The sequence below is a fragment of the Streptomyces sp. CC208A genome (genome assembly GCF_030010625.1).
Classification (GTDB): Bacteria; Actinomycetota; Actinomycetes; order Streptomycetales; family Streptomycetaceae; genus Streptomyces.
In genome coordinates, this window is the sequence record NZ_JASCXN010000017.1 from 88,037 (window position 1) to 101,057 (window position 13,021).

Annotated in this window: 10 protein-coding genes and 1 pseudogene; 7 read left to right on the forward strand and 4 right to left on the reverse strand. The window is 72.0% G+C overall.

Annotated elements, in window-relative coordinates:
- Window positions 1–68: 68 nt before the first annotated feature.
- From QK442_RS19685 to QK442_RS19700, 4 genes and pseudogenes are all read left to right on the forward strand, one after another.
- Window positions 69–902 carry a TIM barrel protein gene (locus QK442_RS19685; RefSeq protein ID WP_282695281.1) on the forward strand — a complete coding sequence of 278 codons (834 nt, stop codon included), beginning with the start codon at window positions 69–71 and terminating at the stop codon, window positions 900–902.
- A gap of 44 nt (window positions 903–946) precedes the next feature.
- Window positions 947–1,837, forward strand: a complete 891-nt coding sequence (locus QK442_RS19690) for a 2-hydroxy-3-oxopropionate reductase (RefSeq protein ID WP_282695282.1) — start codon at window positions 947–949, stop codon at window positions 1,835–1,837.
- Between the two features lie 193 nt (window positions 1,838–2,030).
- On the forward strand, window positions 2,031–3,488 hold the full coding sequence (locus QK442_RS19695; protein ID WP_282695283.1) for a catalase: 1,458 nt from the start codon (window positions 2,031–2,033) through the stop codon (window positions 3,486–3,488).
- Between the two features lie 542 nt (window positions 3,489–4,030).
- Window positions 4,031–4,750: pseudogene (locus tag QK442_RS19700) on the forward strand (ArsR family transcriptional regulator); the annotation flags it as partial.
- Here the strand turns inward: QK442_RS19700 and QK442_RS19705 are convergent.
- Both QK442_RS19705 and gcl read right to left on the reverse strand, forming a co-directional pair.
- Entirely contained in the window at window positions 4,747–5,142 is a 396-nt protein-coding gene (locus QK442_RS19705) for a hypothetical protein (RefSeq protein WP_282695284.1), read from the reverse strand. The pseudogene QK442_RS19700 and the gene QK442_RS19705 overlap by 4 nt on opposite strands.
- A 179-nt stretch (window positions 5,143–5,321) precedes the next feature.
- Window positions 5,322–7,109: a glyoxylate carboligase gene (gcl, locus tag QK442_RS19710; RefSeq protein WP_282695285.1), complete on the reverse strand. Its 1,788-nt coding sequence runs from the start codon at window positions 7,107–7,109 to the stop codon at window positions 5,322–5,324.
- Between the two features lie 245 nt (window positions 7,110–7,354).
- Between gcl and QK442_RS19715 the strand changes: the two genes are divergently transcribed.
- The 3 genes from QK442_RS19715 to QK442_RS19725 all read left to right on the forward strand — a co-directional run bounded on the left by QK442_RS19715 (window position 7,355) and on the right by QK442_RS19725 (window position 9,746).
- Window positions 7,355–8,326: a hypothetical protein gene (locus QK442_RS19715; protein ID WP_282695286.1), complete on the forward strand. Its 972-nt coding sequence runs from the start codon at window positions 7,355–7,357 to the stop codon at window positions 8,324–8,326.
- A 105-nt stretch (window positions 8,327–8,431) separates the two neighbouring features.
- A complete protein-coding gene (locus QK442_RS19720) occupies window positions 8,432–9,199 on the forward strand; it encodes a TIGR04222 domain-containing membrane protein (protein WP_282695287.1) in 768 nt (255 codons plus the stop codon).
- Window positions 9,200–9,218: 19 nt separating this feature from the next.
- Window positions 9,219–9,746, forward strand: coding sequence for a GNAT family N-acetyltransferase (locus QK442_RS19725; RefSeq protein ID WP_282695288.1), 528 nt, complete (start codon window positions 9,219–9,221; stop codon window positions 9,744–9,746).
- Here the strand turns inward: QK442_RS19725 and QK442_RS19730 are convergent.
- Together QK442_RS19730 and QK442_RS19735 are read right to left on the reverse strand one after the other, a co-directional pair.
- Window positions 9,743–11,338, reverse strand: a complete 1,596-nt coding sequence (locus QK442_RS19730) for an AMP-binding protein (protein ID WP_282695289.1) — start codon at window positions 11,336–11,338, stop codon at window positions 9,743–9,745. The two genes, QK442_RS19725 and QK442_RS19730, sit on opposite strands and share 4 nt — an antisense overlap.
- The gene (locus tag QK442_RS19735) at window positions 11,335–13,017 is read right to left on the reverse strand and encodes an AMP-binding protein (protein ID WP_282695290.1); all 1,683 of its coding nucleotides are present in this window, start codon (window positions 13,015–13,017) and stop codon (window positions 11,335–11,337) included. Before QK442_RS19735 ends, QK442_RS19730 begins: the two co-directional genes overlap by 4 nt.
- Window positions 13,018–13,021: the final 4 nt, after the last annotated feature.

The window sequence follows — 13,021 nt, forward strand, 5'->3', positions numbered from 1 at the left end:
CGCCCGCCCTGCAACCTTCCACCAGACAGAAAACGACTTCCGCAATACGGAAGGAGCGCCTACCCCTCATGGGATACACCGACCAGCGCTTCGATGTGAACCTGTCGATCCTCTTCACGGAACTCCCGCTCCTGGAGCGCCCCGCGGCCGCCGCCGCGGCCGGCTTCACCGCGGTCGAGCTGTGGTGGCCCTGGATCGACACCGCCACCCCCGAGCAGAGCGAGCTCGACGCCCTCAGGAAAGCCCTTGAGGACGCCGGCACCCAGCTGGTGGGCCTGAACTTCTACGCCGGGCAGCTCCCCGGCCCGGACCGCGGCGCGGTCTCGGTCCCGGGCGAGGAGTCCGACCGCTTCAAGGCCAACATCGACATCGCCGCGGACTTCGCCGCCTCGGTCGGTTGCAAGGCGCTCAACGCGCTCTACGGCAACCGCGTCGAGGGCGTCGACCCCGAGGTCCAGGACGCCCTCGCCCTGGAGAACCTGGTGGCGGCGGCCCGCGCCGCCGACCGCGTCGGCGCGATCCTGCTGATCGAGACCCTCAACAAGCCGGAGTCGCCGCTCTACCCGCTGGTGAGCGCCCCCGCCGCGATCGAGGTCGTCGACAAGGTGAACGAGGCCACCGGGCTCGGCAACGCCAAGTTCCTCCTCGACATCTACCACCTGGCCATGAACGGCGAGGACGTCAGCGCCGTCATCGCGCGGTACGCGGACAAGACCGGCCACGTCCAGATCGCGGACATGCCGGGCCGCGGCGCCCCGGGCACCGGCGAACTGCCGCTGGAGCAGCTCCTCGACGAACTGAGGAAGGCCGGTTACGACGGCTTCGTGGGCCTGGAGTACAAGGCCGCCGACGCCGCCGCGTCCTTCGAGTGGCTCCCCGCCGAGGCCCGCCCGGCCCGCTGACGCAGGCCCCCTCCCCGTACGACCTTGTTTTGAGAGGCACCCTCATGAGCAACCTTCCCAAGATCGCGTGGATCGGCCTCGGCATCATGGGCTCCCCCATGTCCGAGAACCTGATCAAGGCCGGCTACTCGGTCACCGGCTTCACCCTGGAGCAGGACAAGCTGGACCGCCTGGCCGCCGCCGGCGGCACCGCGGCCGGCTCGATCGCCGAGGCCGTCAAGGACGCCGACGTCGTCATCACGATGGTGCCCGCCTCCCCGCAGGTCGAGGCGATCTCCTACGGCCCCGACGGCATCCTGGAGAACGCCAAGCAGGGCGCGCTGATCATCGACATGTCGTCGATCACCCCGCAGACCTCCGTCGACCTGGCGAAGAACGCCAAGGAGAAGGGCATCCGCGTCATCGACGCCCCCGTCTCCGGCGGCGAGGCCGGCGCCATCGAGGCCGTGCTCTCCATCATGGTCGGCGGCGAGCAGGCCGACTTCGACGCGGCCCTCCCGATCCTGGAGACCCTCGGCAAGACCATCGTCCTATGCGGGCCGCACGGTTCCGGTCAGACGGTCAAGGCGGCCAACCAGCTCATCGTCGCCGTCAACATCCAGGCGTGCGCCGAGGCCGTGGTCTTCCTGGAGAAGTCCGGTGTGGACCTCCAGGCCGCCCTCGACGTCCTCAACGGCGGTCTGGCCGGCTCGACCGTACTGACCCGCAAGAAGGACAACTTCCTGAACCGGGACTTCAAGCCCGGCTTCCGGATCGACCTGCACCACAAGGACATGGGCATCGTGACCGACGCCGCCCGCAACGTCGGCGCGGCCCTCCCGGTCGGCGCCGTGGTCGCCCAGCTCGTCGCCTCACTGCGCGCGCAGGGTGACGGCGGCCTGGACCACTCGGCCCTGCTCCGCGCCGTCGAGCGCCTCTCCGGCGCGCAGGTCTGAGCCGAAGCCCCGGGACCCCGGGGCCCCAGATTTCCGGGCGGTGGCCGTGCTGACACCTGTCCTGTCGCGCCCAGGCGCGGCCGCCGCCCGGAACACCACACTTCATTTTCAACAAACTGTTGACGTTTTCCGAGGGGCGTACCTACGCTCCACGCATCGTCAGCAGCATCCTGCACGTACCGGAAAGGCCACGATGTCGAAGCGCGTGCTTACGACCGAGTCCGGCGCCCCCGTCGCCGACAACCAGAACTCCGCCACCGCCGGCGTCGGTGGCCCCCTCCTCCTCCAGGACCAGCACCTCCTCGAGAAGCTCGCGCGCTTCAACCGTGAGCGGATCCCGGAGCGCGTGGTGCACGCCCGCGGCTCCGGCGCGTACGGCTACTTCGAGGTGACCGACGACGTCACCGGCTTCACCAAGGCGGACTTCCTCTCCGAGGTGGGCAAGAGGACTGAGCTCTTCATCCGCTTCTCCACCGTGGCCGACTCGCTCGGCGGCGCGGACGCGGTCCGCGACCCGCGCGGCTTCGCGGTGAAGTTCTACACCGAGGAGGGCAACTACGACCTCGTCGGCAACAACACCCCGGTCTTCTTCATCAAGGACCCGATCAAGTTCCCCGACTTCATCCACTCCCAGAAGCGCGACCCCTTCACGGGCCGTCAGGAGCCGGACAACGTCTGGGACTTCTGGGCCCACGCCCCCGAGGCCACCCACCAGATCACCTGGCTCATGGGCGACCGCGGCATCCCGGCCTCGTACCGTCACATGAACGGCTACGGCTCGCACACCTACCAGTGGACCAACGAGGCGGGCGAGGCCTTCTTCGTCAAGTACCACTTCAAGACGAACCAGGGCGTGCGCTCCCTCTCCTCCGAGCAGGCCGCCGAGCTCGTCGGCAAGGACGCCAACTCGCACCAGACGGACCTGCTCCAGGCCATCGAGCGCGGCGTGAACCCGTCCTGGACGCTCTACGTGCAGGTCATGCCGGCCGCCGAGGCCGCCGACTACCGCTTCAACCCGTTCGACCTCACCAAGGTGTGGCCGCACGGCGACTACCCGCTCCAGCGCGTCGGCCGGATGGTCCTCGACCGCAACCCGGACAACGTCTTCGCCGAGGTCGAGCAGGCCGCGTTCTCCCCGAACAACTTCGTCCCGGGCATCGGCCCGTCGCCGGACAAGATGCTCCAGGGCCGCCTCTTCGCCTACGCGGACGCCCACCGCTACCGCCTCGGTGTCAACCACACCCAGCTGCCGGTGAACGCCCCCAAGGCGACCGTCGCCGAGAACTACGGCCGGGACGGCTTCATGGCCACCCGCAACGGCTCGCGGTACGACAAGAACTACGAGCCCAACTCGTACCAGGGCCCGGCCCAGACCGACGCGCCGCTCTCCGCGCCGCTCGCGGTCCACGGCTGGACCGGCACCCACGCGGCCCCGCAGCACGCCAAGGACGACGACTTCTTCCAGGCCGGCGAGCTCTACCGTCTGATGTCGGAGGACGAGAAGTCCCGCCTGATCGCCAACATCGCCGGCGGTCTCTCCCAGGTGTCCCGCGAGGACGTCATCGAGAAGAACATCGCCCACTTCGCCGCGGCGGACGCGGAGTACGGCAAGCGCGTCGAGGAGGCGGTCCGCGCCCTGCGCGAGGACTGATCCTCTCCCGACGACCAGACCGCGTACGGCAGCTGACGGGAGGTCAATGCCGTACGCCGTCCGGAACACCGGCCCGGATGAGGGGTGGCCGGTGTTCATGGACAGCGTGAGGACCGCGGCGGCTGCGAGCCAGTGCGGTGGCCAGGACGCCCGGCCCCCCTTTCAGACCTGAAGGAAGGGACCGGCCGAAGCGCCCGCCGGAGCCGCCGCGGTCCCAACGCCCTCCCTCCCGACGCCTTTCCCGCACAAGGGAATTCACAGACTCCGCCCGGCGGCGCGAACGACCCGCTCTCGACGCCGCCCTCGCACTGCTTCGCAGGCTTCGGACGGCCGCGTCGGACTCCGTCCGCCGGCCTCGGGAGCAGGCACCCGCCAAAGCTCCGCCCGGCGGCGCGAACGTCCTGTCGCGCCAGCCTCGTGCCGTCGGGCGGTCATCAAGCAAGAGCGCGGAACCAGGTTTACGGTCCCTGGTTCCGCGCTCTTTCGTGTACGGGGACGGCGCGGAGCCCCGCGGCGAGGGCGGCGGTGACGGCGAGCGGTGTTTCGAGGAGGAGGTGGCGGTGGTCCGGGCGACCGAACCGGGCGCCGCCCTGGCCGACTTGGCGGTGTCGGTCGGCGGGCCGGTGCCGGAGCCGCTCGCCTCGGCGCGGGATCTGCCGGGGCGGCTGGCCGCGCTGCTGGAGTGGGTGTGGCGGGAGACGGTGCTGCCGGAGTGGCCGCGGCGGCGTCGGGTGATGGAGGCCGATGTGACGGGCCGGACCGCGCGCCTCGCGCGGGACGGCTGGGCGGCGGCGCTGGACGAGCTGTGTCCGGGGAGGACGCGCTGGCTGGGGGACGGCCGGCTCCAGGTCAACGCCCGTGACTATCCGCCGCGTTCGGTCGAGGGCGGCCGACTGCTGCTGGTGCCGGTGACGCCGGCGACGGGGTGGGTGTCATGGGACGCGGACAGGGAGGGGGACGAGCGGTACGCGATCGTCTATCCCTGCGCGGGAGTTCTGGCGGACGGCTCGGGCCCCGCGGTGCCGGAGGCGCTGGCCGCGCTGCTCGGGACGGCTCGCGCGGGCGTCCTGCTGCGCCTCGAATCGCCCCTGTCGACCAGCCAGTTGGTGGCGCTGACCGGGCAGGGCCTCGGGTCGGTGGGGCGGCACCTGAAGGTGCTGCACGACGCCGGGCTCGTGCGGCGCAGGCGGGCGGGGCGGTCGGTGCTGTACGACTGGACGGACGCCGGCGCCGTTCTCGTACAAGCGCGGAGAGCGCCCTAGAAGCCCGCCCAGGCGCGGAGGCGTTCGCCGAGGACGACGGCGTGCGGCAGGCGGGCGAGGGCGGCCGCGTCCACCCGTACGCCCTGCTCCGCCAGGCGGGCGGCGAGGGCCGCCCAGTGGGCGGTCTCCTCCTCCGCGGTCCGGCCGTCGGCGGGCTCGTCGGGGCCGACGACCGTCCGGGCGGTCTCCTCGACGGATTCCACCGTGAGGAAGTCCCGGATGTCGCCGTCGCCCATGAGGCTCTCGCTCCAGCCCCGGTCGTCGAGGAGGACCAGGGCGTGCCCGTCGGGGAGTTCGGCCTCCAGCCGGGCCGAGACCGACAGCTGTCGGGCCGTGGTGCGGGGCTCGTCCAGCTCGACGTGGGTGACCAGGCGGGCGACGGCGGCGGTCATGGCGCTCTCCTCTTTCCCGGCTCCGTCTCCAGGGGCCGGGTGTCCAACATAACCGGCGGCCGGACAACGCCACGTGCCCGGCCGGACGGATCCGGTCGGGCACGTGCGCGGGGATGGGGCCCCGGGGTGGGCCCGCCCGCGCCCTTCACGTGGACGACGGGCGCGGGCGGGCCCGGCGATCAGACCGCGAGCGGCTTGATCGCGGTCGGCGCGTGGGCCGGCTCGGTGGCCAGCTCCTCGAACTCGGTGACGTCGCTCATGTCGACCGTCTTGCTCATCGCGATGTTGGTGATGCGCTCCAGGATCGCCTCGACGACGACCGGGACCTGGAACTCGACGGCCATCTTCTTGGCCTGCTCCAGGGCCTCGCCGAGCTTGTTCGGGTCCTCGACGCGGATCGCCTTGACGCCCAGGCCCTCGGCGACCTTGACGTGGTCGACGCCGTAGACGCCGATCTCGGGGGTGTTGATGTTCTCGAACTCGAGGTTGACCTCGAAGTTGATGCCGAGGCCGCCCTGCGCCTGCCGGATCAGACCGAGGTAGGCGTTGTTCACGAGGACGTGGACGTAGGGGACCTTGTGCTGGGCGGCGACCGCCAGCTCCTCGATCATGAACTGGAAGTCGTAGTCGCCGGAGAGCGCGACGACCGGGGTCTGCGGGTCGGCGGTGGCGGCGCCGATGGCGGCGGGGATGGTCCAGCCGAGCGGGCCGGCCTGGCCGCAGTTGATCCAGTGGCGCGGCTTGTAGACGTGCAGGAACTGCGCGGCGGCGATCTGGGAGAGGCCGATGGTGGTGACGTACCGGGTCTCCGGGCCGAAGGCCTTGTTCATCTCCTCGTAGACGCGCTGCGGCTTCATCGGGATGTCGTCGAAGTGCGTGCGGCGCTGGAGGGTGGCCTTGCGGTTCTGCGCGGAGGCGGCCCAGGCGGTGAAGTCGGGGAGCCTGCCCTCGGCCTTCCACTCCTTGGCGATGGCGACGAAGAGCTCCAGGGCGGCCTTGGCGTCGGAGGCGATGCCGTAGTCCGGGGCGAAGATCTTGCCGAGCTGGGTGGGCTCGATGTCGACGTGGACGAACTTCCGGCCCGCCGTGTAGGCGTCGAGGTTGTAGCCGGTGTGGCGGTTGGCCCAGCGGTTGCCGATGCCGAGGACGAAGTCCGACTCCAGGAAGGTCGCGTTGCCGTAGCGGTGCGCGGTCTGGACGCCGACCATGCCGGCGGCGAGCTCGTGGTCGTCCGGGATGGTGCCCCAGCCCATGAGGGTGGAGATGACCGGGATGGTCGTCAGCTCGGCGAACTCGACGAGGAGGTCGGCGGCGTCGGCGTTGATGATGCCGCCGCCGGCGACGATCAGCGGGCGCTCGGACTCCAGGAGGAAGGAGAGCGCCTTCTCCGCCTGGGCGCGGGTGGCCTGGGGCTTGTAGACCGGCAGCGGCTCGTAGGTCTCCGGGTCGAAGTCGATCTCGGTGAGCTGGACGTCGATCGGGAGGTCGATGAGGACCGGGCCCGGCCGGCCGGAGCGCATCAGGTGGAAGGCCTGCTGGAAGACGCCGGGGACCTGCGCGGCCTCCAGGACGGTGGTGGCGGCCTTGGTGACCGGCTTGGCGATCGTGGCGATGTCGACGGCCTGGAAGTCCTCCTTGTGGAGCTTCGAGACCGGGGCCTGGCCGGTGATGCAGAGGATCGGGATCGAGTCGGCGATCGCCGAGTACAGGCCCGTGATCATGTCGGTGCCGGCGGGTCCTGAGGTGCCGATGCAGACACCGATGTTGCCGGCCTTGGCGCGGGTGTAGCCCTCGGCCATGTGGGAGGCGCCCTCGACGTGGCGGGCCAGCGTGTGGCTGATGCCGCCGACGTTCTTGAGCTCGCGGTAGAAGGGGTTGATCGCCGCGCCGGGGACGCCGAACGCGTTGGTGACGCCTTCGCGCTTGAGGATCTCAACGGCCGCTGCGGCGGCGGTCATACGAGGCATGGGAGTGCTCCTGCTTCGGCCGGTCGGTCGCAGGTTCCGGGCGGACCGCCCGAGCCTGTTTCCGTAATGCGGAAGAACTGTTCTGCTATACGGAAGCAATGTAGGTGGGGGTCGGGAAGCCGTCAAGGGACCGCCCACCAGACGGGCACCGAACGGGCACCGGTGGCCTCTTCCTGATGGCCGAAGTCGCCCCCTCGGACGGCCGGATTGGTGGACGATGGCCGAACGGAAAGAGGGGGTTCGGCGTGGGTGAGTCGGTATCGGTGCGCTGTCCGGAGTGCCGGCGGAGCCATCCGTACGCGGCACCCGTCTTCCCCTGCGCCTGCGGGAGCCCGGTCGCCGCGCCGGTGATCCCGGACGCGCCCGCCGAACCGGTCCGGCACCGGACCTGGCAGGACGAGTGGGTCACCGTCCGCTGCGGCGCCTGCGGCCGCGAGGACGAGTGGCCGCACCCGGAGCTGGGCTGCTCCTGCGGGGCGGTGCTGCGGATCCCGGTGGCACCGGTGACGGCGGAGACACCGGTGCCACCGGTGACGGCGGAGACCGAGGCGGGGGCGGGGGTCTCGCTCCCCGGCCCGGAGACCACACCCGAGGAGGGGTACGGCTCCGAGGGCTACGGCCCCCGGCTGTCCGAGCCGGACGACTCCGCCGGCACCGGGCCCGCCCCCGACCCGGCGGCCTTCCTCCCCGCCCGGGATCCGGAGGCCGAGGAGAACGGCGAAGGGCCCGCCGCTCCCGTCTCCGACTGGTTCGGGGCCCCGCCCCGGTCCTTCGCCGAGCGGTACCCCGCGCACCTCCCGTTCCCGCCGGCCGCGCCGCGGCCGGCGCCGGCGCGGGGCGCGTTCCGGCCGGTGACGATCCGGACGGCGCGGGACGCGGTCGCCGCGGCGGCGGCGTACCTCGACTGGCTCGGGTTCCGGGAGATCGTGCAGCCGGAGGACCGGCACTCCGCCGCGGTGGACCTGCGCGGTCCCGGGCTCGTCGCCCAGGTCGACCCGACCACCCGGCCGACCGGGCTGCGGGCCGTGGAGTGCCTGTGGCTCAACGGGCTCAGCGCCTCCGCCGTGAGCGTCTTCTTCTCGCTGGCCGGCTACACACCGGAGGCCCGGTCCCGTGCCGTCGAGATACGGCTGCCGCTCTTCGTCCTCGACCTGACCGGCACCCCGCAGCCCGTGAACGACGCGGCCGACGAGCTCACCTCGGGCGGCGCCATCTGATCCGTACGACCTGATCGGTACGACCGGCCCTCGGCGAACGGATTCGGCCATCCACGCGTGACGATCATGCTCCGCCGGGCAGAAACATCCCGGGGGGTGGGCCTCATGGGGACGGGGACGTGGTGGTTCGTGGCGGCGGCCGGTGCCGCCTGGGCCGAGCTGCTGGTCGCGGCGGTACTGCTGCGTGTACGGGGCGGAGAAGGCGGTACGGGCTCCGCCGGCGCGGTGCCGGGGCCGGAGGCGCTGGCCCTGCTGCGAGGCGGGCGGCGGGCCGCGGTGACGGTCGCGCTGGTGGCGCTGCACCAGCGCGGGGCGGTCGCGGCGGGCCGCAAACATACGATTCGGGCCAATGGCGGGCCCGGCCGGATCCGGGACCCTCTCCAGCTCGGCGTCCACCGCTCGCTGCGCAACGCCCTGGCCCTGTCCGCGCTCGGCCGGCGCCCCGAGGCGCGCCGGGCGGTGGACGGCCTGCGGGCCGAGCTGGGCCGGGCGGGGCTGCTGCGGCCGCCGGGGCGCCGCCGCACGGCCCTCCTGCTGCTGGCCGCGGCGCCGGGGACGCTCGCCGCCGGGCTGCTCGCCGGCGCCCGCACGGAGGACGGTCCCGGACCCGTACTCGTACTGGCGGCCGGGGGTCCTGTCCTCCTGGCGGCGCTCGCCCTCCTGCGGCTGCCGCCGGCGACGCGGGCCGCCCGCCGGCTCCTGGCCGAGCTGCGGGAGCGGCACCCGCTGCCCGCGCACCGGCGGGAGGTGACGGACGGGCACCTGGTCCAGCTGTACGTGGCGCTCTACGGCGATCCGGCGCTCGCCCTGTTCCTGCCGCGCTTCTCCCGCGACGGGGGCCTGCTCGGCCGCCGCCCCTCCGACGGGGGCTGAGGCCGGGCCATACTGGCGTATGCGCATCCGAGCGGCCGCACCGGCCGAACTCCCCCTGCTCCGGTCGATCGAGCGCGCGGCGGGCGAACCGTTCCGTACCCTCGGCATGACGGCGATCGCCGACGACGAACCCCTCCCGCTGGACGTCCTTGAGGGGTACCGGGCGGCGGGCCGGGCGTGGGTGGCGGTCGACGGGACCGACCGGCCCGTCGCGTATCTGCTCATGGACCCCGTCGACGGCGCCGCCCACATCGAGCAGGTCTCCGTGCACCCGGAAGCGGCCCGCCGGGGCGTCGGCCGGGCGCTGATCGAGCACCTGGCGGAGGCCGCCCGGGCCGAGGGCCTGACGGCCCTGACCCTGACGACCTTCGCCGAAGTGCCGTGGAACGCCCCGTACTACACCCGTCTCGGCTTCCGCCCCCTCGCCGACGCCGACCCCGCCCTGACGGACGGCCTGCGCGCCATCAGCGCCGCCGAGGCCGCCCACGGCCTGGCGGCCTGGCCCCGCGTCTGCATGCGCCGCGAACTGGCGCCGCCGTCGGCCTAGGAGCCGTACCGCTCCCGCAGCTCCACCTTTCGCACCTTCCCGCTCACCGTCATCGGGAACTCGGTGAGGACCTCGACGCGGCGCGGGACCTTGTAGTGGGCGAGGCGGTCGCGGCAGAAGGCGGCGAGCTCGTCGAGGGTCGGCGGGTCGGCCGGGTCGCGCGGGATGACGCAGGCCAGGATCTCCTCGCCGTACCGCTCGTCGGGGACCCCGACGACCTGCACGTCGGCGATCTTGGGGTGTCCGTACAGGAACTCCTCGATCTCGCGCGGGTACACGTTCTCGCCGCCGCGGATGATCATGTCCTTGATGCGGCCGACGATCTGGACGTAGCCGTCCTCGCGCATCACGGCCAGGTCGCCGGTGTGCATCCAGCGGCCCGCGTCGATCACCTCGGCGGTCTTCGCCGGCTCGTCCCAGTAGCCGAGCATCACGCTGTAGCCGCGGGTGCACAGCTCGCCCGAGGTGCCGCGCGGCACGGTGAGACCGGTGGCCGGGTCGACGACCTTCACCTCCAGGTGCGGCAGGACCCGGCCGACGGTGCCGGTGCGCCGCTCCAGGTCGTCGTCGCGGCGGGTCTGGGTGGAGACCGGCGAGGTCTCCGTCATGCCGTAACAAATGGAGACCTCCGCCATGTTCATCTCCGCGACCACCCGCTTCATCACCTCCACGGGGCACGGCGAGCCCGCCATGATGCCGGTCCTGAGGGACGAGAGGTCGTACGAGGCGAAGCCGGGGAGGTTCAACTCCGCGATGAACATGGTCGGTACGCCGTAGAGGGAGGTGCAGCGCTCCTTCTGGACGGCGCGGAGGGTGGCCGCCGGGTCGAAGGAGGGGGCCGGGACGACGATGCAGGCGCCGTGCGAGGTGGCCGCCAGATTGCCCATCACCATGCCGAAGCAGTGGTAGAAGGGCACCGGCACGCAGATCCGGTCCCGCTCGGTGTAGGCGAGCATCTCGCCCACGAAATAACCGTTGTTGAGGATGTTGTGGTGGGAGAGCGTGGCGCCCTTGGGGAAGCCGGTGGTGCCCGAGGTGTACTGGATGTTCACCGGTTCGTCGGCGGAGAGCGGCTCGGGGACGAGGCCCCCGGACGGGCGGGCCGCGAAGGCGTCCCAGCTCGCGTCGCCGAAGTAGACCGCCTCCCGCAGCTCGGGGCACTCTCCCCGCACCTCCTCCACCATCGCCCGGTAGGCGCTCGTCTTGTGCGCGAGCGAGGCGAAGAGCATCGAGATGCCCGACTGGCGCAGGACATAGGCGAGTTCGTGGGCGCGGTAGGCCGGGTTGATGGTGACCATGACGGCGCCGACGCGGGCGGTCGCGTACTGGACGAGGACCCATTCGGCGCGGTTCACCGCCCAGATGCCGACCCGGTCGCCCTTGCGGACGCCGCTGCCGAGCAGCGCCCCGGCGATCCGGTCGACGTCGGCGCCGAACTCGGCGTAGGTCCAGCGGCGTCCGTCCGCGAGGTCGACCAGGGCCTCGCGGTCGGGCCAGGCGGCGACGGCCCGGTCGAGGTCGGCACCGATGGTGGCGCCGAGCAGCGGGATGTCCGACACCCCGTGCGCGTACGAGAGCGACGCACTCGTCATGCGAGGTCTCCTTCGGCGAACTCCGGGCCGGTGGAGGCCCCTTCGGCGGTGAGGCGGCGCAGCTCGACCCGGCGGATCTTGCCGGAGACGGTCTTCGGCAGCTCGGCGAACTCGATGCGGCGGACCCGCTTGTACGGGGCGAGCACGGCCCGCGAGTGGGCGAAGAGGGCCCGGGCGGTCTCCTCGTCCGGCTTGAAGCCGTCGGCGAGGACGACGTACGCCTTGGGGACGGCGAGCCGGAGGGGGTCGGGCGCGGGGACGACGGCGGCCTCGGCGACGGCCTCGTGTTCGAGGAGCGCGCTCTCCAGCTCGAAGGGACTGACCTTGTAGTCACTGGACTTAAAAACATCATCGCTTCGCCCCACGTAATGGACGTAGCCGTCCTCGTCACGGCTGCCGATGTCACCGGTGCGGTAGTAGCCGCCGGCCATCACCTCCGCCGTCTTCTCCGGGTCGCCGTGGTAACCGGTCATCAGGCCCACGGGGTGGACGGACAGGTCGAGGCAGATCTCGCCCTCCTCCGCGTCCGGGGCGCCGGTCACCGGGTCGACCAGGGTGACCGCGTAGCCGGGGCTCGGGCGGCCCATGGAGCCCTCCTTGAGGCGCTGGCCAGGGCTGTTGGAGACCTGGACGGCGGTCTCGGTCTGGCCGAAGCCGTCGCGGATGGTGACGCCCCAGGCGCGCCGGACCGCCTCGATGACCTCGGGGTTCAGCGGCTCGCCCGCGGCGACGACCTCGCGCGGCGGGGTGGTCAGGCGGCTCAGGTCGGACTGGATGAGCATCCGCCACACGGTGGGCGGGGCGCAGAAGGAGGTGACGCCGTGCCGTTCCATCTCGGTCATGAGCCGGGCCGCGTCGAAGCGCGTGTAGTTGTGGATGAAGACGGTCGCCTCGGCGTTCCAGGGGGCGAAGAGGTTGGACCAGGCGTGCTTGGCCCAGCCGGGCGAGGAGATGTTGAGGTGCACGTCGCCGGGGGTGAGCCCGATCCAGTACATCGTCGCCAGGTGCCCCACCGGGTAGGAGGTGTGGGTGTGCTCGACGAGCTTGGGGCGGGCGGTGGTGCCGGAGGTGAAGTAGAGCATCAGCGTGTCGTGGGCGAGGGTGGCGCCGTCGGGCTCGAAGACGTCCGGCTCGTGGGCGGAGAGCTCGTACCCCAGCCAGGTCACGCCGTCGCCGCCGACCGCGATGCGGGTGTAGTCGCCGGGCACCTCGTCGAACTTGGCGGTGTCCTCGGCGCGCGCGATCACGTGCCGGGCCCGACCGCGCTCCACCCGGTCGCGGAGGTCGGCGGGGCCGAGGAGCGGGGTGGCGGGGATGACGACCGCGCGCAGCTTCATCGCGGCGAGCATGGTCTCCCACAGCTCGGTCTGGTTGCCCAGCATGACGATGATCCGGTCTCCGGCGCGGACGCCCTGGGCGCGCAGCCAGTTCGCGACCCGGTTCGAGCGGGCGGACATCTCCGCGAAGCTCATCTTCGTCTCGGAGCCGTCCTCCTCGACGATGTGGAGAGCCGTGCGGTCGTTGCCCCCGGCGATGACGTCGAACCACTCCAGCGCCCAGTTGAACCGGCCGGGGCGGGGCCAGGCGAAGCCCTCGTACGCCGCCGCGTAGTCCTCCCGGTGCCGGAGCAGGACGTCCCGGGCGGCCCGGAACTCCTCGGTCGCGCTGGTAGCCGTCATGTGT